Below are 20,825 nucleotides of genomic sequence, written 5' to 3'. Positions count from 1 at the left end.
GTATGGAGTGGCCCGTGCGTGCTCGTGTGGTGGGGCTGGTCAGGATCGGACGCCTTGTGTGTTGGCTAGCCTGGATTCGCGCCATGATGACCGGACGAGGTTGGAGCAGGTGTCGCACCGGTACAGGGCGTAGTCGAGCAGTACCGCCCGGTATCGTGTCGGCTGCTTCGTGAGCTTCTTGGAGCCGCAGGAGTTACAGGACGGCTCATCGGTGGACCCCAGGTGCGGGTGCCCGTTGAGCCACGGTGTGAGCCGGTCATAAAGCCACTCGGTGAGTTCGATGTCGCCCACGTTGTAGGTGCGCAACTCCTTCTGCGCCTGCCGGTTGCCCGCCACAGCCTGGAGTGTGGTTTCGAGGTCGTAGTGGGTCTCCTTACCTGGTCGTCCAAGCCGCCGGGTTACAGTGTCGAGCGACTTGGACTCGTACCCGAACTGCTTCACCTGCTGAAACAGGTCAATGTCTTTCCATGGTCGCGGCTTCCCGTAACCGGCCTCCAACCAGTCGGTACGCAAATGCTTATTGTCAAAGCGGATTCCATTGAACGTGACTACGGCGTCAGCCTCGTCGTACAGCTCCCACGCCCGCTCAATCATCCGTGTACGGTCTTTCCACTCGGCCTCGAAGATGACCCGTGACTGTCCGTACCAGCGTGCGGCGAAACAGACCATGCGCGGCCACTCGATGAAGTTCCGGGGAGAGATGTACCGGGTCTTTGGCTCCCACACGTACGCCTGGCCGGGTAGGCGTTCGATGTCGATGGTGAGCACCCGTCCTGGTCGTCCGGTCTTCTCCGCCTTGATCTTCTCTAGAGCCTTAAGTGCGTCGCTCATCCGTGGTTCTCCTTCTCGGCCTGGCGCTGTTTCCAGTCGCGCACGTGGTGGCGGCGCACCTGAAGCCCGGTGTGCTCGGTGAGCAGTCGGGCTATGGTTGGCTGTGGGACTCCGCCCGTGAGGATTTCGGTTGCGTACCGTTCGGCTGTGGCTGGCCCTTCCTCCGTGGACAGCTTGTCTAGTGCTGCTTGCAGCAGTCCGTCTGGGTGTGCTGCTTGGGCGTGTGCTTCGAGTGCTTTGAGTGCGTCGCTCATGCGGCGTCCTCCTCTTCCATGAAGGTTGTGATGTTGAATTCAACCTCTGGGTGTTGTGGCCATAGGATTTTGTAGACCTGTTCGAGGGCGGCGATGACTCGTAGGTTCTGGTCGTTGGTTGGTGGGGCGTCGTCGCTGAGTAGTGTTTCGGCGACCTGTGCCCCGTAGATGCCGCGCTCGTGGATGTACTGGTATGCGGCGTGCATGAGTGCTGTCCTATTGGGCAGTTGCATGACGCCTTCCTCCATCTGGTAGCGGGTCATGCGCCGCTCTTCTCCCGTCCTCCATGTCTCCCCGGCGTACGCCCGCTTGGCCCTGAGCAGCACCAGCGCGGATTCGTGTTCCTCTGCCAGGTCTCCGGCCAGGTGCACCAGCGCGGACACGGCGTATGTTTTGTTGTAGGTCATCCTGTCCTCACCTCATCGTGTTCGCACCTGCAAACATGTTTGATGTCGTAGCAGGTGAACTCAGAAATGCACTTATCATGAATGCGGCCAATACGCGGACCACACAAGAACGACTTACTCATGCCGCCGCCTTTCTCCAATTAGCGTTAAGCCAAGCCCGCGTATCCAGCGCCATTTTTCGCACCTCCGGGTCAGGGTGATCGACCTGTAGGCGCAGGTCCGGGCAGTTCGACCGGGCATTGCTGCATCTCCAGCACAGGCCGTCGCGCTTGTGCAGCACCGTCCCCGGCCACTCATTACGGTCAGCCTTTTCCGGGCGGATCAGTCGAAAACAGTCGGCACACGTTGCGCCCGGCTCCAAGGTCCTATGCCTTGGCTCGCCTGGGTGGCCCTCGTTTGAGCACACCCGGCAAAGGGTGCGCCCGTGATGCCCCCGCGTCCCTGGCCACTCGGTGGCAGTTGTGTTGGCGGGCCGGAGTGGGTGCCCGCATGACACGCACGGGGTCATGGGTTCAAGTCGTCTCATAGTGCACCTTCTTCGTGTTCGAGTCCCCACGCTGGGACGCCACGAGCGCGGCGGCTGTGTATCCAGTCGCGGAGTGCCCTCGCGTCTTCTGCGACGAGCGGGTCAGGGTGGCCGAGTGTGGGTGGTTCGTATGGTTGGTGTAGCCGCCACGGCGAGAATGGGTCGTCTATCCGTCGTGTGCCGGGCTCCCGGCGGGTCTTGTAGCACTCGGAGCAGAGGCCCTGTCCTCGGTGCGTGCGGTGTCCTTCTAGTGGTGGTTGTCTCCGTGCCCGCATTGGGGATTCGCAGTATTGGCATGGTGTGCCTGTGATGAATCGGGGTGGCATGGGGCCTCCTTTTGTGCCCTGTGTGGGGTACATTCGGACGCCCCGCCCACCGTGTGAGGGTGGACGGGGCGACGATGACGGGTGGCGGGGTCAGAAAGCCGTGGGGCTTGAGTCCGGGGTGTCCCACTGTCCAGACGGTGCGCCACCCCAACCACTAGGCGCGGGCGCTTCACCCCAACCACCCCCAGCAGGTGCCGCAGCCGGGACAGGGGCAGGCGCGTTATCGCGGGGAGCCCAACGTGGGATCACCACACCAACCTCATCCGCCAGCACCTCCAACGAGCTACCGGGCGTGCCGTCCTGCTTCGTGTACTCGCGGGTCTGCTCACGGCCCGTCACCGTGATGAGTGACCCCTTGGTGAGCTGGTCGGCGGCGTTCTCGGCGTGCGGGCCAAACAGTGTGACCCTGCGCCATGTGGTGCCGGAGTCTTCCCACTGCTCGGTTTGAGGGTTCTTGCGGCGGTGGTTCTCAGCGACGTTGAGTCCGAGGACCGCCTTGCCTGACGGGCCGTACTTGATTTCGGGGTCCATCGTGACGCGACCCGTGAACGTGGTGGTTGCCATGCGCTGTTCTCCTTGGTGTTTGGGCATAAGAAAAGGCACCGCCCCTGTTCGGGTGGTGCCTTGTGGTTCTGTGTCTTGGTTATGCGGCTGTGTCTGGTGGTGTGAGCTGGGCTATCAGGTCTGGTCGGAAGCCGGACCAGTGCTCATCGCCAGCCACGACGACGGGCGCTTGCATCACGCCCAGCGACTGGACGTATGCGTACGCTTCGTCGTCTTGCATGATGTCCACCACCTCATATGTGATGCCCGCCTTATCCAGCGCACGATACGTCGCCGTACACTGCACACACTGCGGCTTGCTGTAAACAACAACGTCTGTCACTCAGTCTCCTTGTCGATTGATTCATCGCCCTCCACTATCAGGAATCCGCGATCCTTTGCTCGCCTGATCCAGTAACCCGCCGTGGAAGCGGACACCCCCATCTGCTCCCGGACACCCTTAGCCGGACGGTGGCCGCTAAGCGCTTCCCGTGCGTAAATCCGAGCAGCCTCTACCAGCGTCGGGTGATAGGCCGCATCAGGGGCGCTCAACCCGCCCGGCCACAAGTCACCCTGCGGTACACCTGCCGATGAGCGGGCAATAGTCCACGCCATGTCAAGGAAGCCAGTGAGTGAAAGCCTCCGTAGCATCGCCGCGTCAATCTCATCGCAGTCTGGCTCAGCTCTCAGTTGGAGGGCGAATATCGAGTACCGAAGGCGGCTAACGTCCAGCGCGTACCATGCGCTTACTTCACACCCCTCAACGGTTCCTGCAACCAATAGCGTGTCGGGGAACCAGGTGTCCGGCGCTACCTCAATCCACCTTCCGCAGTGGTCCGGGTCGTAGTGCATCATTCCTCCTCGACACGGACCACTGCGACGCGGAACGCGGCGAGCACATCCTCAAGGTCGCCTGACTTGAGGGCGTCTTCAATCTTCTCCAAAGCTTCCATTTCCTGGTCACTCATTCGGCCTCCTCGCCTCGCGGCAACTCGATCAGCTGGACCGATCCAGACTGCTCGATCAGTTCTTCAGAGAACCGATACACGGGTCGATTCCACCAAGCGCCCGTCACTTCCTTGAAGAATGCCGTCCCTCCCCTGTCCAGCACCACGGACCCCTCCGGCAGCGCGTCCAGTTCCTCCGGTGTGCGGAGGATGATGGGGTGGGCGAGCGCGTGACGGGCACCAGCGAGGAAGCCGTCATCATAGGCATCACTCTCATTCCCCCACCCCATGAAGCCCGCGTCGAATCGGTCATGCCGCGTTTCGAACGCCGCGTCTCGGAGCGGCTTCAAGATGTCGGCCATTCGTCGCCCTCCTCTACCCTGAGCCCTGCGGAGCGGAACAGCATAGTTACGTAGTCCCGTGCGTGCCTTACGGCCCTCGGGTGGTATCCGTCCGGGTACGAGTTGTACTCATCTGTCTCCCAAGGGATATGAGCCTCAGTCGCCTTCTCGATCTGTTCCGCATTGATCGGCTCCGAGAGCGCGAGTCGGGCACCAGAAAGAAAACCCGAGACGTAGGCGTTGTAAGCCTTCACATCATTGCCGGGGTGGTACTTGTCCAATGCTCGGACCTGCGCCGCCGCGTGATACGGGAGCGGCACATCATCAACTTCACTCATCATCAGTCCTCCATTTCCGGTACGGGTTCAGCTTGTCAGGCAGCTCAGCACCCGCCCAATACGCCACGGCATCGTTGCATGCGTCCCACACCTCTGCCATGACTCGGTTAAGCCATTCATTGAACACCTCGTCACTAACCCTCATGTTGACAGTCGTAGCGCACGCCCGAATCGTATCCGTCTCATCTTCTGTAGCTGACCGCTCACTCATCAGCGCTTCCTTCCAGTTCGTTCATGATCTGTTCTGCTTCGTCCTGCGTGAGGTCGAACGGGGACGACAACGTGCGGCCAGCAACACGAGCGGCCAACGCGGGCAGGTCAACATCACCCGCCGCCGCCGTGATACGCGACCACTGCTCCTCAGTGACACGCGGCGACACGGTGAGCGGCTGGAACGTGTACGACACGCGGCGATTCATCGCACCCCTAACCTCCACCGTCTGCGGCTCACTGATCCCCGTAATATGCGAGACCCTGATGCCCCCTACAGCCTCCTTCCCGAAACGAACCGACTCATCCCGGTACAGGGTCACCTTCTGACCCACCCAGTTGCTCGTCTCGCGGGACCAAACGACCGCCAGCGCCTTCAGGACAGTCAGTGCTGGCACCCAAGTCTTACCCTGCGTCTCAGCAAGCTGCACAGCATGACGCTTCTTCTCGCCCTCTAGCGTCGTCTCCGTGACGCCCGTGATGGTGAACGTGTCTGGCCCGTCTGCAAACAGGTCAGCGCTGATGTGATCGCTCCCTGATGTGTGGATGATCCTTGTCATAGTGTCAACTCGAATTCCTCTTCGTCTTGGCTCATGAGCCACATGGGCGGCTCGATGTCGTGGATGTGGCTGGGGTATGCGGGCCATTCGCCGGTCTGCTGTGCCCGGTGGTAGAGCTGCACGGCTTCTTCGACCCGCGCCCGGCCAATGTCCATGAACGCCGGTTCGAGCCTGACCACGGATACCGCGTGTGGTCGCTCTTTCTCGGCCAGGATGAACAGGAAGTCGGATGGTCGATTACCGGTTGCCAGCTCGTACAGGACGCTGTAGTGGGCCGCTTGAATGTGGTAGCCCAGGCTCGCGGCGGTGCGGTGAAACTCACGAGGGTCAGCGCTCATGGCCGTCTTCAAGTCGATCAACACGCCGGACTTCACCGCATCAAACCGGCCACGCAACGTCACCCCCGAACCATGCCGCCCATAAGCCGACACCTCAGTATCAGCACCCCGCAACAACGGACCCGCCACAGGGTGAGCATGAACCGCGCGAGCAATGTCCTCCGCCCTCGTGTAATCAGCGGCCAGCAGCGGCACCATGCCCTCAGCCTCGATAGCGTCCTTCTCCGCTTTCGCCGCCTTAGTGCGCCACGAGTCTGCGTGCACCAGGACGACACCCTCGCCCGCCTCTAGCACCATGCTGTGAACCGCTGTGCCGAACTCCATCGCGGGCGTGGTCTTGCGATCGCCGTCCAAGTAGGTGCGCAAATGAGCGGGTGAACGCAGGATCATCTTCGCCATAGTGGACGACAAGCTGCCGTCGTTCACGTGGTACTCATGCGGCGGCACATCCGGGTAAAGTCCAGGCTCCTTCATTCGTCTCTCCTTTCAGGGCACAACTAAGCCCCCACCAGATCGGCGAGGGCTTGCGTGTGCGCGTGTGGTCTAGTCGGTCAGTTCGGCGGCAGTCGCCGCCACTTCTGTCTCGGGCATAGGTGCTCCGTGAGCGCTTGATGTCGGCGCGCCACACTAGGGTCGGTGAAGGTTGTCTCACAATCGACGCATTCAGTGCCATGCCGCGTCTCTCGACCGTGGATCACGACCGAAAGCGCGTACATGATTCCATCCCTCTTAATTTCGGGAATGACGCCGCCCTTATCGCTGAAAATACTCATCCCGCCCCTCCCATCGCGTCCTGCACGGCTTTGCGGATGCGCTCGGCTCCGGCTTGAGACACCAATCCCATGTCGTAGCCAGGCGACCCCGGCAGGCTGGTCATGAACAGCCTCTGCGCGTTGCGGTCCATCTCGTCGGCGGCCTCCATCACAGCCCGGATCACGGCCTCCATCCACACGGCATCGGTACGCATAGCGGCGATGAACTCCGCGTCGAACTGGCCGTCATCGTGCCCCTGGGTCACCTCATGGGCTATAACCAGGTCTCCCGGCTCCGGGTCATCCGCTATGACCTCGTGCCCGTAGTCCCCTTCTCTTGCCTCCCACGGTCCATCTGTTGCCGCGTCCGTGAGGGCCTTCACCCGGTCCAGACGGGCAATGATCGGGTCAGTCATCGCGGGACCTCGCTACTCGGATCGTGATGTAGTTCTCTGCCTCCACGTCCACCTCTCGTCCACGTGAGGGCGAGTCGAATACGGTGGCAAGTCCTGCGCTCACCAGCTCTCCCAGCGTGGTGTCCTCAGTGACAGGGATCGCGGAGTGCATGTCTTGGGCGTGGTCGCCGCAGTTCACCGCCGTCCGGGTCAACGTGGCCTGGATGTAGATGTCGCTCATGTCTCGTCTCCTTCGATTCGGAACCCGACAGCGCGGAAAATCATGGACACGTGTTCCCTCGCGTACTCGACCGCTCTTGGGTGGTAGTCGTGCGGGTATGCGCACAGCTCATCCTCCAGCCACGGAATGGCCGCCTCCGCCGCCTTCTCGATCTGCTCGGCAGTGATCTGGTCAGTCATTTTTCTCGCTCCTCCATCGGTCGAGGTATCTCCGCATGTCGCTAACGAGGGGATGTTGTACGTAGGCCGGGAATACGATGCCAATGCACCCGAGGCGGTTGATCACCATCCGGAACCATTCACTGTCTTCGTGCTTGCGCAGCTCGTCGGTGACTCGCTCCAGGCTGTATCGGCGCTGTCCCGTGCGAGTGAGCATTTCCCGATAGCTCTCGTAGTCGCGGCCCTCTGGCTTCTGGTGGTCCGGGTGTCCGGGCCAGTAGGGCTGCATGATTTCGGACTCGGCAAACTCTTCTAGGTCAGTGACCCTCATGTCTCGTCTCCTTCGATTCGGAACCCGGCGGCGCGGAATGCGGCGCGGGCCTCATCTCGGTACTTCTCCGGGTCGCGCCACGACGGCCAATCGACGGGGAGGCTCTGGGGTAAGGAATGCACCTTGCAGTAGATAGCCCACGCTGCCTTCTCGATCTGGTCGGCGGTGATCACCTGGTCAGTCATGCTTCCTCCCTCGGCAAGCGGATCAGCTCGACGGGGGCCGTCGCGACCAGTGAGGCTGGGGTGAGCGCGTAGTCATGCGTCAAGCTGTGCCAGCCCTTGCCTGCGGTCTGCACGTAGAGCCTGCCGATGCTGATGTGCCCCACGATCGACCCCACGGGCAACGCGTACAGCTCCTCCGCCGTGCGGAGGATGATCGGCTCCGTGAGTGCGTGACGGGCACCAGCGAGGAAGGCGCGTTGATAGTCCTTGATCACCAGGGACGTAGCGCAGTCGTGCGACCCGTTTATCGGGTATCGCTCCTCCGCCGCGTCCCGGATCGGCTTCAAGAAGGCGTTCAGATCAGTCGGCATCTTCACGGATCACCTCTGTCACTTCGCCGTCGATCATCTCGCTACTCATCGGGGGATTGTCGGACCACTTCTCGCGGGCTTCTTCCTCGGAGTCAGCCTCCACGAGATATTGCTCGCGGACGGTTCCTTCGTAGATCACTGTGTACTCAGGCATTTTTGTTCCTCTCGGTCTCAATCTGGTCGGCGCGGTCCAGGAGCCAGCTTTGTGCGCGGGTCTCTGGGCGCGGGCACTGGAGGAGACGGGCCTCCCCATTAATGCCCTCCGCCGCTTCCCTGAGCGCAGCGACCTTGGCATCACGGACCACGGCGGCAAGCCAGCGGTCAAACTCGGCATAGCGCTCAACGATTGACGGTGAGCGTTTCCCGGCATACGTCGCGTTCTGGAAGCGTTGCCCGACGTAATACGACCTCACATCCTTCTCGCTCGGCGTGTGCTCACTCATCGTCGGGCACCACCTTGGCGCGGGTGACGGTGACCTCGGAGGGAAGTGCGACATCCCTCTCGTCCGGCCAGTTTCGACCGTCCACGCGAAGCCAGTACCCACCGTCGAACCACGCCTCGGTCGGGAAGTCGAGCCTCGCACCGCCGTTGAAGTGGGTGACGATGCCGACGCAAGGCTCGTCCGGCTCCCACGGCTCCGGCTCAGGGTCAGTAAGCGCGTCAGCCAGGAGGACAATGCACCGGGCCATACCCACCGTCAACGCCATTGCGCCGCTATCAGTGACCAGGGCACTGCCCTTCGGCCTTAGGACCATCCAGGAGCCAGCGGCGTCCTTGGCTGCCACTACCTGCCCTTCTCGCAGTTCGTCCGGGGTGATCACACGGGGAACGGTGGCGACCGGCGAGAAGTCCTCCGGCTCGGCCTCATTCAGGTCCATGCCGTGGTGCTCGACCAGGAGGTTCCAGCGAGAGGCGGCGGCGTGGGCCTCGTCGCGCTCCTTGACTAGACGGTCCACCTGCTCGATGGTCACTTCGTACCGCGAGGCGATGTGTTCGTGGTCAATGCGGGCCTCGTCGCGCTCCTTCTTGATGCGTTTGATGTCCTCGTGCAGGTTGTCGAGCGCTTCCGCGAACTCCATCACTTGCTTGCCGATGTCCCGCGCGTGCTCAGTGTTGATACTCATGTTCTCTCCTTCTCTGTGTGTTCTGCGATGATGCCGAGTGCCCCGATGGTGAGTACGGTCCAGCCGATCAGGAACAGGTGCGGGTCGTGGTGGTTGAGGGCAACGAAAAGGCCCCCAGCAATTGCTAGGGGCCACCAGATGATGAGGGCGCGTGTCATGTGCGCTCCTTCTGTCGGCAGTCGTAGCAGTCCTCGCCCTCATTCAGGCGCTCACGCCTGCCGCACGACCAGCAGCGGTAGTACCTGTCGTCGCTCATGCTGTTGGCTCCGTCCCGTGGAACAGGCGCGTCCACTCGATAGCGTCCTCCCACGAATCAAAGCGTTTCGCATAGCAGCCAATAGCCCACCAGCCGCCACCAATCTTCTTCACATGCCAGCGCATGATCATCACCACTCCCTCTCCCTGTCCGCGTTCCTCGCCGCCCGCTCACCAGTCGGGTCCGGGTACCCGATCACCGACACCAACTGCTCCGGGTCCATGCCCAGAAGCATGTCCAGATGACGTGCCACCCAATCGGACGGCAGATGCGGGAAGTGCTCAGCGAAATGCGCAACCGCGTCCAGCTTTGATCCCTGCTCGCGTGCGTCCTGCTGAACCTCTGCAATGTCTTCAAGCCGCTCCCACTCGGGCGGCGCGAGAATCGATGCCATGCGGACAGTCCTCTCCCTTTTGACCGTCTCCCTTGGGGAGTCCGGGGTGCTGACCGGTGGAGCACCAAAGTTCTCCGGTCGGGTAATGCTGGGCGGTTCAGGCGGCGGGGCGGGTGGCCTTCTGATATCTCTTACGGTCGAAGGTCTTGCCCCGCGCTTGCCCTTGCTTGATGCGTTCTATCTCTGTCTCGGGGATGCGCCACTCTGCTCGCCGCTCTGATGCCTTGTCGCCTGTCCTGTGTGGGAGCTTGTAGGCGTCGAGGGTCTTGTCTGCGATCCACCTGTAGACGGTCCACCGGCTGACCTTCAGCTCTTTCATCACGTCCGCGACGCTGAGGTCACCACTCATGCCGCCCTCGCTTCCTGCTTACCCGTAACGGGGAAGACCTCGGGCATGAAAATGATCTGGCTAGGTGCCCCGAATACCTCCTCGAAGCGTACCGCCGTTGTCAGGTTCACGTGGGTCTTGTTCCGCTGGTTGATGATCTGCCCGATGAGCGTGTGGGTCACACCCACGGCCTCCGCGACTCGGCGCTGCGACCCGTGCTTCTTGAGCGCTAGCGAGTAGTACTGCTCGAAGGCCCGCTTGTTGATCCGCATCCGAACCGCGCCGTCGTTGCTCATGCCCCGCTCCTTCCTCCTGGCTGTTGTTCCTGCTTACGGGTAAACAGTAACACGACTTTCCAGGAGGTGGCAACACCCCTGCTGGTAAATTTCCCTACTGGTGCGGCATTCCTGGAAATTACAGGCGTGTAGTTACTTTCCAGTCAGCCGCCACCACTGGAAACGCCGCCAGTTGCCCTACTTGCACACCGGATGGAGCATTGAGCCATGAACACGTTCGACCAGTACCTCAGAGCAGCGATGGACGAACGCGGCTGGACTCAAGCAGACCTGGCGAGAGCTACCGGGCTGAGGGACAAAGACATCAGCGTGTATCTGAACAAGGGTGTTACGCCTTCGAGCGGCAACCTGAGGAAGATCGCTGACGGGCTTCGTCGTCCTCTATCGGAAGTTCGCCAGGCGGCAGGGAAGGCCCCCGCTGTGGGGGAGTTCCATCTATCCGAAGAACGTCAGGCCGACGCGGAGACACTTACGCCTCCGCAGCGGCAGGCAGTTGAAGACATCATCCGTCTACTGGCGGAGGGCAACAGAAAGGCGGTGGGGGACGATGAGCCACGTTCCGCCTCCAAGACACAGGCCGACCACGGGTCGGCGCAGGACGATGAACACGAAGACGAGCACGAGGTTGAGGTCCGCGAGAAGTGGATGTACGGCAGGGCGGCGCACGAAAAGCGGCGAGACGATGCCCACCGGGACTGGGAAGAGCAGGCGCTGTAGCGTCCTGTCACACCCGGCCCGTACCGTGGATTCATGGACCTACACCATCACGCAGAGGTGCTAGGGGTAGACGAAATTCGCTACGTGGAGGGCCTGAGCAGGTGGGGCCGGTATGACGACCGGACGCACACGATCACTCTGCTCGCCGGAATGGGCCTCATACAGCGGCGGTCCACCCTGGCGCACGAACTTGGACACGCCTATCACCGGCACACAGGTGATGGGCCGAAGGACGAGCGGCAGGCTGACCTATACGCGGCACGGCTGCTGATCCCGCCGTCCGCCTGGGCGTGGGCGACGAGCCAGGCTGACTCCATCCCAGCGCTCGCAGAAGAGCTGCTGGTGCACCCGCGCCTGGTCGCGGTGGCGCACCAGATGTACGGCGACTACACCATGTGCGGCTACGCACCTTAGATGAGGGAGACACCATGAGGGGAACTGCTATCAGCGGTGCTAGCGCTGCTGCACTGCTACTGATGGCCGGGTGCGGGGCTGATACTGAGCCTGACGCGTCGGAACCGGGGGACACCGAGGCAGTGGATGCCACGGAGGTTGAACAGGCCGTCGAGGACGAGGCAGCGGAGACCGAATCGGAAGACGAGGACGACGACGAGGGTGTCGCGGCGAAGGACCGTGACTTCTCGGATGACCCGATCCTGGAGGACCGGGAATTCACCGGGCGCATGACTGGTGATGTGACGGCTCGGATCGGTGAGCCGGTGGAGTTGGATCAGGGCGTCTTTGAGGGCATCGGCGACTACGTTGGCACGGTGACGCTGACGGAGTTGTCGGCGGGTGACGGCTGCTACATGTATGACGATGAGGTGTCCTATTCCACGCACGGGTTCATCGTGTACGCGACGTTCCTGTTGGAAGCAGACGGGGACGATGAGCTGCACATCTCGGACGGTGATTTCCGGTGGGGTGGTTCGGATGTGCAGATCGCGGACTATGAGACGTGGCAGTGTATGGACTACATCAATGGGGTCACTGATCCGGTTAGGTCCGGTGAGTCCCGCGAGCGCGTCTATGTTTTCGATGTGCCGGACGTGGACGGGACTCTCACCTACCGGGGCGCGACGCATTACGTCGATTGGGAGATTGAGCGGGGCGACTTTGAGAACGCTGAGCGTATCCCCTGAGGGGATGCGATTTGCCAAATACAGCCAAATACCGCACCAGATGCCATAGTGGTTGGCATCGTGGACGAGGCGGCTACTTCCCTGTCATGACGCGGATGGCAACGTTGTAAATTTCCGAGTAGAACACGGGTTCGAATCCCACGCGCTCCGCTCTCCCGCAGGCCCCTGACCAGGGATTTCTGGTCAGGGACCTTCGCTTTGTGGGCGAGAAACCCGGATTTGTGGGCGAGATGTCACCGGTCGCGCCTACGCTCATGGGCCATGGCCACCATCCGCACTCGCACACGCAAGGACGGGACCGCTGCACACACCGTGAAGTGGCGCGACCCCGACCACGGCTTCAAGTCCCGCACCTTTGCCAACCTGCAGCGCGCCCAGGACCTCAAGGACTTCCTCGACGCCAACGGCAACAGCCTCGCGCTCGCCACCCAGGCGAAGAAGGCGGCCGATCGGCGAGCCCCCACCGTCGCCGACATCGTGGAGCACCACCTCACCGAGCTGCGCGGCATCACCGAGGGCACCCGAGGCAACTACCGTCGCCTCATGGAACGCCACCTGGAAGGCACCCAGCTGGCTACCACCGCCGCTGAGGACGTCGTCCAGAAGGACGTCCGGGGTTGGCTCGACGGCATCACCACCAAGTCCGGTGACCCCGCATCCTGGAAGACCCGGGCCAACCTGGTCGCCATCGTCTCCGCCGCCTACCGCACTCAGGCCCGCGAGGGGAAGCTCACCGCCAACCCCGCCGAGGGCGCCTTGGGCAAGGACATCGACCTCCCCGACCGGGAGCCGGTGCTCCTGACCGTCGACCAGCTCAAAGCACTCCGGGAGAGGGTCACGCCCCGCAAGTATGCGTTGCTGATCTGGACGCTGACCGCTACGGGCATGCGATGGGGCGAGGCCACCGCACTCCGGGTGAAGGACCTGCGCCTCAACGGGGACCGATCCGTGATCCACGTCTGGCAGGCCTTCAAACGGGGCCCCAACGGCACCGTCACCCTGGGCACTCCGAAGACCCGGCGGTCATCCCGGCTGATCAGCATCCCCGCTGACCTCGCCGAAGCGCTGGCCGACCGCACCCGAGGACGCGCCCCGGATGCTCTCGTGTTCACCAACAGCGCCGGCGGGATCCTGACCTCCTCCCGCTTTCACCGGTCTGTCTGGCATCCGCTGATAGACCGGCTCATCGAGGACAAGACGCTCACGGAGAGACCCTGGGTGCGGGAGATCCGCAACGCGCACTGCACACACCTCCTACAGGCCGGCGTCCGGGTGGATGTGGTGCAGAAGCGCCTCGGCCACGAGTCCCCGGCCACGACGTTGGGCGTGTACGCCAGGATGACTCAGGAGGACGACTTCGCTGCTGCAGCCGCCGTGGACTGGTAAGCCCTCCCCCACCCCCGGCTTGCGGACGCCCACCATAGGGGTCATGGCTGACGGTGTGATCTCGTTCCCGTTCCGACTGACCCCGCAAGGGCATGTCGCCACGGCACCGCACGGGTCCGACCAAGAAGTCGAGGAGCTCCTGGCCGCCCTGGTCCTGACCCACATCGGGGAGCGGCCCATGGAGCCCGACTTCGGCATCCCAGACCCCACCTGGATGGGGATCACCCTCAACGACGTCGAGACCGGACTGGCCGAGTTCGGACCACCCGGGGTCACGATCGACAGCCTGGACGAGGAGCCCCTCACCGACACCCAATCCAGCTATGTCCTCAGCTGGTCCCGCGAGCCCGTTGATCAGGAGTCACTGTGACCGAGCCTTTCCCCGAACTCGACGGCGCCACCACCGGGTCCCCGGACGCCCCGGCCCCGGTGTCTCCAGACCTGCTGGAGTCCATCACCGAGGAGGACCTGGTGCAGGCCGCGATCGAGCACGCGCAAGTCGCGATCCCCGAATGGGAACCCAGGGCCGGGCACGCCCAGCCTCTCGACGCCCTAGTCCTCACACCGGATGGGTACCGTCGCATGGGTGACCTGCAGGTCGGGGATGCCATCTGCGCACCTGACGGTGGACGGTCTGCCGTAACGGGAGTGTTCCCTCAGGGTATCCGGCCGGTCTACAGAGTCTCCTTCAACGACGGCACATCTACCTTGGCTTCAGATGACCATCTCTGGGAGCTCCACTGGCGGAACAACGGAGCCCGGTATGGTTACCGTGCCGCTGGGTCAACCGTGCATCGTACTCACGAGATGATCGACATGGCGGGGTGGGGGCAACGCCTGCGCCCCCGACTGCCGGACATGGAGCCCCAGGAACTCATGGATGATGAGAGCAGACAGCCGCTGGACCCGTGGCTCCTCGGCGCTCTCCTTGGCGATGGTGGCCTCACACGCGACACGGTGAAGTTCTCGAATCCCGAGGCGGACCTGATCGACATGCTGCGAGCCAGCCTCCCTCCGGGAGCCGTAGTCAACCACTACGGCGGCATCGAGTACTCCATCAAGGGCACAGAGTTCCGGGGACGGCACCGGTACAACCCCGTTCGTGCGGCCTTGGAGGAGATCAGGGTCATGGGGTGCCCGGCGCACCACAAGTTCATCCCCGAGGCGTACCTGTTCGGCTCCATCGCCACACGAACCGCGGTCCTGCAGGGGCTCATGGACACCGATGGGTACGCGGGCCGATCCGGGGCCGAGTTCAGCAGCGTCTCCCGTGATCTGGCCGAGCAGGTCGCGATGATCGTCCGCTCTCTCGGTGGACGGGCACGAGTGGCCACGAAGACAGGCCGGAAGTACACCTCTCCGACCCAGCGGACGAAGAAAGCCGCCAGGGACTGCCACTTCGTTCACGCGCAGATGCCTGAGGGGATCAACCCCTTCCGGCTCCCTCGGAAGGCGGAGCGCTACCGACGTGGCGATGCTGGGCACCTTCGACGTCGTGTGCTGGAATCAGTCGAGCATGTCGGGGATATGGAGGTGCAGTGCATCTCCGTGTCGTCCCCGTCGAAGCTGTACATCACTGACGACATGATCCCGACCCACAACACCGAGGTCGTGCTGATGGAGTCGTTGGCGCAGATGCTCACGATCCTGTCCTTCGCGGTCCAGCAGGCCCCCACCGAGCTGCTGGAGCAGCTGATGCGCCTCTACGGCACCGACCGGGACCAGGGCGCGGCCACACGGGCCGTGGCACGATTCGAGGTCTCCGGCTCACAGCCGCTCTACGTGGTACCCGAGGGCACCCAGCTCCGCACCACCATGGCCTCCACCGGGGAGGTCGTGGACTTCACCACCACTGGCCGGTTGGAGATCCAGCCCCAGGAGTCCACCAGCGGGCTGCAGGAGATCGTCGCGGTCGAGGCCGGAGCCGGGTTCAACGGGATCCCCGCCGGCACCACCATGGAGATGGTCGACAACCTGCCGTTCCTGGAGCACGTGCAGCTGGACACCCCCACCGCCGGTGGCCGGGACGTTGAATCGGATGCCGCGTTTCAGGCGCGGGCCTCCGCGATGCTGGGCCGCCTGGTCTCCACCCTGGTGCTGCCGGATCACTTCCAGCAGGCCGCCCTGGAGCTCCCCGAGGTCGGCCGAGCCCGCGTCATCGACGTCTACGACCCGACCGACCCCGAAGCCGGGGAGTCCCCCGGCCACGTCACCGTCGCTGTGGCCGACAACGACGGCCAGCCGCTGACCTCAGAGCAGATGGGTGAGGTCAAGCACCACCTGGAGCAGCAGGCCATGGCGTCACTGATCATCCACATCATCGAACCCACCTACACCAGCCTGGACATCACCATCGAAGTGCGGGCCGAACCAGGCAAGAACCTCGAGGAAGTCGAGGCCGCGGTCGAGGGGCGGGTGCAGTCGTGGCTGTCCCCGGCCCGGTGGGGATGGGGCGACACGGTCAGGCAGTTCGCTCTGGTCTCCGAGGTCTCTCAGGTCGACGGGGTCGCCCAGGTGCTCTCAGCTCCGGCCGACATGTCCCTGGACGGGGTGGCGCCGCTGCCGTCGGTGGACCAGTTGACCGTCACGGTGCAGGAGGGGTGAGCCGTGTCCCCTGAGAATCAGGCTGAGGTGCACGACTTCACCCGGGACTGGTGGGGTCGTCTCCCCCGCGCCTGGAGGGTCGCTGACCGCGAGCAGAACCCCGAAGCTGGGGCGGTGCCGCTGCTGCGGTGGATGGACGGCATCGGGCAGATCGCCGGCCGCACCCGCGACCTGAACACCGACATGTGGGAAGGCCGCCTACTGGCCCCGGACCACACTCCGGATCATCTGCTGCCCTGGCTGGGCTGGCTGCTGGGCATGTCCGAGCACCGCCGGCAGGCACCCCCTGCCACGCTGCGGGACAGGATCCGGGCGCAGACAGCCTCCGGCTCCCACGGGGTCGGGACCCGCCGGCACATCGCCCAGGCCGTCCGTGAGTTCCTCCACGAGGGCGCCCAGGTGCAGATCCTCGCCTCAGCGACCTACCCGTTCACCCTGGTGATCGGCGTGACGGAGGACGACGTCCCCGGGGCCGACTATGGGCTGCTCGAGGAGCGGATCCGAGCGGCCGGGGTGATCCCGGCCGGGCACGTGCTCGTCGTCCAGGACGTGCGCACCACCTGGGACGCCTGGGAAGACACCGCCGGGGAGACCTGGGACGACAAGGAGACCAACATCTCCACGTGGGATGACTCTGACACCGCCGGGGTCACCTTCGAAGAGCCCTGATCGCTGCCTCCACCCGGGCCCGATGCGAGGGGTACTGGGGCCGGTCTTCGGGCCAGTGATCGAGCCACCGGGTCAGCAACACCTCTGCCGCCCGGGCCTCCCCCTGTCGTTTCAGGATGCGGGCGGCGTAGAGGTACCAGTAGGCCTGCGGCTCCCGGGAGTCATACTGGGCGAGAGTCTCGACAGCTTCGGTGATCTCGCCGAGCAGGGAAAGGACCTCCTCGTAGAGGCCGGCGTCCTCCCATTGCCGGAGTTCGGCGTGCCAGTCGTTGAGGTCTCGGCCCCGCACCTGGCGGCGCCGGTAGAGCTCCTCGGTGTTGATCCGCCGGATCGCCTCGTCCGCCGGGGTGCGGGGGTGGTTCCAGTCCTCGAGCACCAGGACCAGTCACCCCGGGGTCTGGGTGTTGGCGGTCTGCAGTTCGCGGACGATCTGCGCGACGGCGGTGCGCTGGGTGCGGGTGAGGTCGGACCACCCATCGAGAATGAGGTGCTGGGGCTGCCCCCAGTCGGACTCGGCCCAGAGGCCCATGGCCAGCCCGAAGGTCTGCACGATCACGGCCGGCTTGACCCTGAGCCCGCGGGCGAGGCCTTCGATCTGGGAGCGGGTAGGCATCTGCTCGGGTGTCTCGTCCAGCCAGCGGGTGATGGTCTTTCGGGGCGGGTTGCCGCCGCAGTCGTCCTCGAGCTGCCGCATGGACCGGTCACCGCGGAGGGTCTCGATGAGGTCGGCCACGGGGTTGGGGGTGGGTGTGGTGGTGTCCATGGTGGTCCATTCTGCTACTGACGGGTCCGCCCCGCCCCTGTCTTGTTGGGGCGGGGCGGAACGACGGGTGGGGGCCTTGGGTCAGTCGGCGAGGGCGCGCAGCTGGTTGGCGACCTTCTGCGGGTCCTTGATGTAGAGGAACTCCTCCTGACCGGCCGTGGTGTGGAACGTCAGGGAGCCGCCCTTGAACAGGGACTCTGCCCCGTTGATGTTCTGCACCTTGGCCAGGTCGACGTTGGCGTACTGCTTGCCGACGAAGCCCCGGCGCTGAGTGACGGTCTTCCCGCTCACGGTGGTCTCGACGGAGGCGACCTTGAGCCAGACGAACAGGGTCGGGATGAACGCCAGAATCCACGACCAGGCGAGAGATGCGGCTACGGGTCGGGTGTCCTTTTCGATGTGCATGGTGCTTCCTTTCAGGGTGCGAGTGAACGGATTCGGTTGTGCGAGTAGAGGTCTGCGGCTGTTTCGACCAGTCTGGGGAGGACGCCGAGCTCGTGGGCGACGGCGACCGGGCTGCAGTGGACCCGGGTGGCTTCCGCCCATGCCTGTGGGCTGATCAGCAGCCACACGGCGTAGGCGTCAGCCTGCCGCTCGAGCTTCGGGCAGTCCCCCTCGTGGCCGTAGTGCGCGTGGCCGAGCTCGTGTGCGAGCGTCGAGCGCCACTGCACCGTCCCCATCCCGGCGCGGAGGGTGATCCGCCTGGTCGGGTGGTGGTACCTGCCCCATCGGTCGAGGCGGTGGACCTCATGGACCCACACTCCCATCTGCGATGCGAATTTCTGCAAGTCCATGAGAAGACGGTACGTGACGGGGGTGACAAGAATGCATTGCCCAACTATGCCTGGTCCGGGGCTGGACCGTCAGGGGTCCTCTGACGGGAGCTCGTCGTGAGCGATACCGTGTTGCTCGGGATGCGCGGCGAGCCCGTAGAGCTCAGCATGATCTGCTGGATCATCCTGCTGCCGGCGTTGGGCCAGCTCATCGTTCATGGGGGCGGAGTCGTCCTCATCCTCCACCACCTCCTCGTCCTGGCGCTGCTTGTTCTGGATGAATGCGGCGACGACGCTCCGCACTGCGGCTCTCTCATGAGGTTCCAGCAGTGCGGCCTCCGCGGGGAGCTCGAAAGGCTCTCCCAGCTGCGGCATGGCCGCCGCCTCCGTGAATGCGCTCTTGTCCATGCCCAATCCGACAGCGATTGCCTCGAGCTTCTCTCGGGTGTAGCTCCGGGTCTTCCCCGATGCGTAGGTGCTGACCGTGGAGAAGCTCAGGACGTAGCCCTCATCTTCAGCGCGAGCGGCGATCGCTCGATATGAGAGGCCCCGGTCCGCGATCGCTTGTCTGATCAGGCTGGGCAGGTTGCTCACAGTGGTCATCCTTCTGTGGCTCGGCAGGACAAGACAAGCCTATGCGCGTACCGGGGGTACGCAAACCACGCCCGTGTAATTCGTACAGATCCCCTCAATGACAGTGTTCACGGCGCAACGAGACTAACTGCTTGCACACCCTAGGGTGTGCGTGTAGAGTGTTGGCACAACATCAAACAGCGTCACGGAGGGAGGTGCGCAGTGACCTACGACGAGACACGGAGGTTGGGGAATGCCCGAGTCAAGCGCGGCGAACTCCGACTCGCCATGAAGTTCAAGGGCTGGGGATACGGGACACTCGCCAAACATGCAGGGCTCCACAAGTCCACCATCGCGACACTCATGACTCGGCGAGACACGTGCTCCACCGAGACGGCCGAAGCCATCGCCAAGGCCCTCGGAGAGCCGCCTGAGACATTTTTTTTGCGCAACATGTTCGACGTTGCCGCAACACAGCACGGCCGACGCAGCGCCGCATGAGAAGGGCCCCCAGCTGCGGCATCAGCTGAGGGCCAGATGAAGACAAGGAGTAGTCAATGACTTCACCCACGATCGTACAGCGCACCCCGGAAGGGGACCTGTTCACCACCTCTGAGGCGATCGCTGCGGGGGCGGACATTCAGCACAAGAACGTCCTGGAGGCGGTCGGCAAGTACGCCGCCCAGCTGGATGAATTCGGAGGGGTCGCGTTTGAAACGCGACCCTTCGAGACCCCCGGCGGCACCCAGCAGAAGCGGGTCGCTCTGCTGAACGAGCAGCAGGCCACCCTGATCCTGACGCTGGCACGCAACACCGAGAAGGTCGTCGCGTTCAAGGTCGCACTCGTCAAGGAGTTCGACCGACTCGCACGCCAGCAGATCGACGCTCCCCAGTCCCGCGAGGAGCGCCTCGCGCTGGCCGTCATCGACGCGCAGAAGATCCTCACCGAGAAGGACGAGCAGATCGCGGAGCTCGCCCCGAAGGCCGAGGCGTGGGACTCCATCGTCGGGTCGACCGGGTCTTGGTCGTTCAACGACGCGGCGAAGGTCCTGCACGAGCACCAGGAGATCGTCATCGGTGAGAAGCGGCTCTTCCGGCTTCTGGTGGAGCGCGGCTACCTGTACCGCGACGCCAAGGGCCGGCCGCACGTCTACCAGCGGTTCCTCGAGCAGGGACTCTTCGTCGCCAAGGCGCGCACGTTTCGGGACTTCGAGACCGGCGAGATGCGCGTCTCGAGCGCCCCGCAGGTCCGGGTCACCGGCAAAGGGCTGGACACGCTGCGCCAGCTCCTCACCCCAGCACAGAAGGAGATCGCATCGTGATCAGTTTCCACTTCATCTGGAGCCCGGACTTCACCCGGGTGACGGGCCTGCTCATGGGCACCCCCGGTGCTGGTGACCTGCGGATCGTCACGGAGCCGGCACTGGTCGCTGAGGCCGCCGCCGCGAATGGGGAGGTGAGTGTCTATGACGACGCATGCGCCGCCTAAGCGGGTCCGCCGGTTCGAGCGCATCGGGCCGGTGGCTGACCGTCTCGGCGTCAGCGTCGACGCTCTGCGCGACCTCGCCAGGGCCACCGGCGAGTACACGCGGATCACCCCGAAGAGCAAACGATCCACGATGCTGTTCTCCGCTTCCCACGAGGCCGCGATCGCGCAGTACCTCGAGGACGCCGGCGGCCGCCGCAGCCACTCCACCCCCGACGACGAGGACCCTTTCTGAGGGGCCCTGGGAAGACCTGAGGCCCCCACCCGGTAGGGGCAGGGG

General features: G+C 63.9%; 40 protein-coding genes. 11 read left to right on the top strand and 29 right to left on the bottom strand.

All coding sequences use genetic code 11. The features are described 5' to 3' along the window. Positions 1–39: 39 nt before the first annotated feature. The 24 genes from ACYVKI_RS10635 to ACYVKI_RS10520 all read right to left on the bottom strand — a co-directional run bounded on the left by ACYVKI_RS10635 (position 40) and on the right by ACYVKI_RS10520 (position 10,432). Entirely contained in the window at positions 40–831 is a 792-nt protein-coding gene (locus ACYVKI_RS10635; protein ID WP_460690323.1) for a ribonuclease H-like domain-containing protein, read from the bottom strand. After that, positions 828–1,085 carry a hypothetical protein gene (locus ACYVKI_RS10630; protein ID WP_460690322.1) on the bottom strand — a complete coding sequence of 86 codons (258 nt, stop codon included), beginning with the start codon at positions 1,083–1,085 and terminating at the stop codon, positions 828–830. Before ACYVKI_RS10630 ends, ACYVKI_RS10635 begins: the two co-directional genes overlap by 4 nt. Continuing rightward, the gene (locus tag ACYVKI_RS10625; RefSeq protein WP_460690321.1) at positions 1,082–1,492 is read right to left on the bottom strand and encodes a hypothetical protein; all 411 of its coding nucleotides are present in this window, start codon (positions 1,490–1,492) and stop codon (positions 1,082–1,084) included. The genes ACYVKI_RS10630 and ACYVKI_RS10625 overlap by 4 nt, the downstream gene beginning before the upstream one ends. Positions 1,493–2,434: 942 nt before the next feature. Next, a complete protein-coding gene (locus ACYVKI_RS10620) occupies positions 2,435–2,908 on the bottom strand; it encodes a single-stranded DNA-binding protein (protein ID WP_460690320.1) in 474 nt (157 codons plus the stop codon). A gap of 79 nt (positions 2,909–2,987) precedes the next feature. Continuing rightward, positions 2,988–3,230, bottom strand: a complete 243-nt coding sequence (nrdH, locus tag ACYVKI_RS10615) for a glutaredoxin-like protein NrdH (protein ID WP_460690319.1) — start codon at positions 3,228–3,230, stop codon at positions 2,988–2,990. Then, the gene (locus ACYVKI_RS10610; RefSeq protein WP_460690318.1) at positions 3,227–3,742 is read right to left on the bottom strand and encodes a hypothetical protein; all 516 of its coding nucleotides are present in this window, start codon (positions 3,740–3,742) and stop codon (positions 3,227–3,229) included. Before ACYVKI_RS10610 ends, nrdH begins: the two co-directional genes overlap by 4 nt. A gap of 109 nt (positions 3,743–3,851) precedes the next feature. Continuing rightward, positions 3,852–4,196, bottom strand: a complete 345-nt coding sequence (locus ACYVKI_RS10605; RefSeq protein ID WP_460690317.1) for a hypothetical protein — start codon at positions 4,194–4,196, stop codon at positions 3,852–3,854. Further along, positions 4,181–4,516, bottom strand: a complete 336-nt coding sequence (locus tag ACYVKI_RS10600) for a hypothetical protein (protein ID WP_460690316.1) — start codon at positions 4,514–4,516, stop codon at positions 4,181–4,183. Before ACYVKI_RS10600 ends, ACYVKI_RS10605 begins: the two co-directional genes overlap by 16 nt. Before the next feature lie 200 nt (positions 4,517–4,716). After that, positions 4,717–5,283: a hypothetical protein gene (locus ACYVKI_RS10595; RefSeq protein ID WP_460690315.1), complete on the bottom strand. Its 567-nt coding sequence runs from the start codon at positions 5,281–5,283 to the stop codon at positions 4,717–4,719. Beyond that, positions 5,280–6,095 carry a PD-(D/E)XK nuclease-like domain-containing protein gene (locus ACYVKI_RS10590; RefSeq protein WP_460690314.1) on the bottom strand — a complete coding sequence of 272 codons (816 nt, stop codon included), beginning with the start codon at positions 6,093–6,095 and terminating at the stop codon, positions 5,280–5,282. The genes ACYVKI_RS10595 and ACYVKI_RS10590 overlap by 4 nt, the downstream gene beginning before the upstream one ends. A 295-nt stretch (positions 6,096–6,390) precedes the next feature. Beyond that, a complete protein-coding gene (locus tag ACYVKI_RS10585; RefSeq protein WP_460690313.1) occupies positions 6,391–6,789 on the bottom strand; it encodes a hypothetical protein in 399 nt (132 codons plus the stop codon). Beyond that, on the bottom strand, positions 6,782–7,009 hold the full coding sequence (locus ACYVKI_RS10580) for a hypothetical protein (RefSeq protein WP_460690312.1): 228 nt from the start codon (positions 7,007–7,009) through the stop codon (positions 6,782–6,784). Before ACYVKI_RS10580 ends, ACYVKI_RS10585 begins: the two co-directional genes overlap by 8 nt. Then, entirely contained in the window at positions 7,006–7,188 is a 183-nt protein-coding gene (locus tag ACYVKI_RS10575; protein ID WP_460690311.1) for a hypothetical protein, read from the bottom strand. The genes ACYVKI_RS10580 and ACYVKI_RS10575 overlap by 4 nt, the downstream gene beginning before the upstream one ends. Further along, a complete protein-coding gene (locus ACYVKI_RS10570) occupies positions 7,181–7,498 on the bottom strand; it encodes a hypothetical protein (protein WP_460690310.1) in 318 nt (105 codons plus the stop codon). Before ACYVKI_RS10570 ends, ACYVKI_RS10575 begins: the two co-directional genes overlap by 8 nt. Beyond that, positions 7,495–7,683, bottom strand: coding sequence for a hypothetical protein (locus ACYVKI_RS10565; RefSeq protein ID WP_460690309.1), 189 nt, complete (start codon positions 7,681–7,683; stop codon positions 7,495–7,497). Before ACYVKI_RS10565 ends, ACYVKI_RS10570 begins: the two co-directional genes overlap by 4 nt. After that, positions 7,680–8,033, bottom strand: coding sequence for a hypothetical protein (locus tag ACYVKI_RS10560; RefSeq protein WP_460690308.1), 354 nt, complete (start codon positions 8,031–8,033; stop codon positions 7,680–7,682). The genes ACYVKI_RS10565 and ACYVKI_RS10560 overlap by 4 nt, the downstream gene beginning before the upstream one ends. After that, positions 8,023–8,187: a hypothetical protein gene (locus ACYVKI_RS10555; protein ID WP_460690307.1), complete on the bottom strand. Its 165-nt coding sequence runs from the start codon at positions 8,185–8,187 to the stop codon at positions 8,023–8,025. The genes ACYVKI_RS10560 and ACYVKI_RS10555 overlap by 11 nt, the downstream gene beginning before the upstream one ends. Next, a complete protein-coding gene (locus ACYVKI_RS10550; RefSeq protein WP_460690306.1) occupies positions 8,180–8,476 on the bottom strand; it encodes a hypothetical protein in 297 nt (98 codons plus the stop codon). The genes ACYVKI_RS10555 and ACYVKI_RS10550 overlap by 8 nt, the downstream gene beginning before the upstream one ends. Then, entirely contained in the window at positions 8,469–9,158 is a 690-nt protein-coding gene (locus tag ACYVKI_RS10545) for a hypothetical protein (RefSeq protein ID WP_460690305.1), read from the bottom strand. The genes ACYVKI_RS10550 and ACYVKI_RS10545 overlap by 8 nt, the downstream gene beginning before the upstream one ends. Then, positions 9,155–9,316: a hypothetical protein gene (locus ACYVKI_RS10540; RefSeq protein WP_460690304.1), complete on the bottom strand. Its 162-nt coding sequence runs from the start codon at positions 9,314–9,316 to the stop codon at positions 9,155–9,157. Before ACYVKI_RS10540 ends, ACYVKI_RS10545 begins: the two co-directional genes overlap by 4 nt. Positions 9,317–9,410: 94 nt before the next feature. After that, positions 9,411–9,548 carry a hypothetical protein gene (locus ACYVKI_RS10535; protein ID WP_460690303.1) on the bottom strand — a complete coding sequence of 46 codons (138 nt, stop codon included), beginning with the start codon at positions 9,546–9,548 and terminating at the stop codon, positions 9,411–9,413. Then, positions 9,545–9,808 carry a hypothetical protein gene (locus ACYVKI_RS10530; protein ID WP_460690302.1) on the bottom strand — a complete coding sequence of 88 codons (264 nt, stop codon included), beginning with the start codon at positions 9,806–9,808 and terminating at the stop codon, positions 9,545–9,547. The genes ACYVKI_RS10535 and ACYVKI_RS10530 overlap by 4 nt, the downstream gene beginning before the upstream one ends. 97 nt (positions 9,809–9,905) lie before the next feature. Next, positions 9,906–10,157, bottom strand: a complete 252-nt coding sequence (locus ACYVKI_RS10525) for a helix-turn-helix domain-containing protein (RefSeq protein ID WP_460690301.1) — start codon at positions 10,155–10,157, stop codon at positions 9,906–9,908. Further along, positions 10,154–10,432 carry a helix-turn-helix domain-containing protein gene (locus ACYVKI_RS10520; protein WP_460690300.1) on the bottom strand — a complete coding sequence of 93 codons (279 nt, stop codon included), beginning with the start codon at positions 10,430–10,432 and terminating at the stop codon, positions 10,154–10,156. Before ACYVKI_RS10520 ends, ACYVKI_RS10525 begins: the two co-directional genes overlap by 4 nt. A gap of 207 nt (positions 10,433–10,639) precedes the next feature. Between ACYVKI_RS10520 and ACYVKI_RS10515 the strand changes: the two genes are divergently transcribed. From ACYVKI_RS10515 to ACYVKI_RS10485, 7 genes are all read left to right on the top strand, one after another. Further along, a complete protein-coding gene (locus ACYVKI_RS10515; RefSeq protein WP_460690299.1) occupies positions 10,640–11,149 on the top strand; it encodes a helix-turn-helix domain-containing protein in 510 nt (169 codons plus the stop codon). A 33-nt stretch (positions 11,150–11,182) separates the two neighbouring features. After that, positions 11,183–11,563 (top strand): ImmA/IrrE family metallo-endopeptidase, encoded by a 381-nt coding sequence (locus tag ACYVKI_RS10510; RefSeq protein WP_460690298.1) that lies wholly within the window; start codon positions 11,183–11,185, stop codon positions 11,561–11,563. A 14-nt stretch (positions 11,564–11,577) separates the two neighbouring features. Then, positions 11,578–12,291, top strand: a complete 714-nt coding sequence (locus ACYVKI_RS10505; RefSeq protein WP_460690297.1) for a hypothetical protein — start codon at positions 11,578–11,580, stop codon at positions 12,289–12,291. Between the two features lie 261 nt (positions 12,292–12,552). After that, entirely contained in the window at positions 12,553–13,677 is a 1,125-nt protein-coding gene (locus ACYVKI_RS10500) for a tyrosine-type recombinase/integrase (protein WP_460690296.1), read from the top strand. Positions 13,678–13,720: 43 nt separating this feature from the next. Further along, on the top strand, positions 13,721–14,047 hold the full coding sequence (locus ACYVKI_RS10495; RefSeq protein WP_460690295.1) for a GPW/gp25 family protein: 327 nt from the start codon (positions 13,721–13,723) through the stop codon (positions 14,045–14,047). Continuing rightward, a complete protein-coding gene (locus ACYVKI_RS10490) occupies positions 14,044–16,281 on the top strand; it encodes a baseplate J/gp47 family protein (RefSeq protein WP_460690294.1) in 2,238 nt (745 codons plus the stop codon). Before ACYVKI_RS10495 ends, ACYVKI_RS10490 begins: the two co-directional genes overlap by 4 nt. Before the next feature lie 3 nt (positions 16,282–16,284). Then, positions 16,285–16,950, top strand: coding sequence for a phage tail protein (locus ACYVKI_RS10485; RefSeq protein WP_460690293.1), 666 nt, complete (start codon positions 16,285–16,287; stop codon positions 16,948–16,950). Here the strand turns inward: ACYVKI_RS10485 and ACYVKI_RS10480 are convergent. From ACYVKI_RS10480 to ACYVKI_RS10460, 5 genes are all read right to left on the bottom strand, one after another. Next, the gene (locus ACYVKI_RS10480; RefSeq protein WP_460690292.1) at positions 16,931–17,326 is read right to left on the bottom strand and encodes a hypothetical protein; all 396 of its coding nucleotides are present in this window, start codon (positions 17,324–17,326) and stop codon (positions 16,931–16,933) included. The genes ACYVKI_RS10485 and ACYVKI_RS10480 overlap by 20 nt on opposite strands. A gap of 9 nt (positions 17,327–17,335) precedes the next feature. Next, positions 17,336–17,713, bottom strand: coding sequence for a hypothetical protein (locus ACYVKI_RS10475; RefSeq protein ID WP_460690291.1), 378 nt, complete (start codon positions 17,711–17,713; stop codon positions 17,336–17,338). A gap of 81 nt (positions 17,714–17,794) precedes the next feature. Beyond that, positions 17,795–18,118: a PH domain-containing protein gene (locus ACYVKI_RS10470; RefSeq protein ID WP_460690290.1), complete on the bottom strand. Its 324-nt coding sequence runs from the start codon at positions 18,116–18,118 to the stop codon at positions 17,795–17,797. 11 nt (positions 18,119–18,129) lie between these two features. Beyond that, the gene (locus ACYVKI_RS10465) at positions 18,130–18,507 is read right to left on the bottom strand and encodes an ImmA/IrrE family metallo-endopeptidase (protein WP_460690289.1); all 378 of its coding nucleotides are present in this window, start codon (positions 18,505–18,507) and stop codon (positions 18,130–18,132) included. Between the two features lie 69 nt (positions 18,508–18,576). Beyond that, entirely contained in the window at positions 18,577–19,080 is a 504-nt protein-coding gene (locus tag ACYVKI_RS10460) for a hypothetical protein (RefSeq protein WP_460690288.1), read from the bottom strand. Between the two features lie 201 nt (positions 19,081–19,281). Here ACYVKI_RS10460 and ACYVKI_RS10455 point away from each other — a divergent pair, with 201 nt between their 5' ends. From ACYVKI_RS10455 to ACYVKI_RS10440, 4 genes are read left to right on the top strand one after another with little or no spacing between them, the layout of a single operon-like run. Beyond that, entirely contained in the window at positions 19,282–19,560 is a 279-nt protein-coding gene (locus tag ACYVKI_RS10455; protein ID WP_460690287.1) for a helix-turn-helix domain-containing protein, read from the top strand. Between the two features lie 56 nt (positions 19,561–19,616). After that, positions 19,617–20,381 (top strand): phage antirepressor KilAC domain-containing protein, encoded by a 765-nt coding sequence (locus tag ACYVKI_RS10450; RefSeq protein WP_460690286.1) that lies wholly within the window; start codon positions 19,617–19,619, stop codon positions 20,379–20,381. Then, positions 20,378–20,548, top strand: a complete 171-nt coding sequence (locus ACYVKI_RS10445) for a hypothetical protein (RefSeq protein WP_460690285.1) — start codon at positions 20,378–20,380, stop codon at positions 20,546–20,548. Before ACYVKI_RS10450 ends, ACYVKI_RS10445 begins: the two co-directional genes overlap by 4 nt. Next, a complete protein-coding gene (locus tag ACYVKI_RS10440) occupies positions 20,526–20,780 on the top strand; it encodes a hypothetical protein (RefSeq protein WP_460690284.1) in 255 nt (84 codons plus the stop codon). Before ACYVKI_RS10445 ends, ACYVKI_RS10440 begins: the two co-directional genes overlap by 23 nt. Positions 20,781–20,825 lie beyond the last annotated feature (45 nt).

This window comes from Nesterenkonia suensis (genome assembly GCF_054782935.1).
Note: the sequence above shows the minus strand (reverse complement) of the source record. Positions and strands in the feature narration are given on the sequence as shown.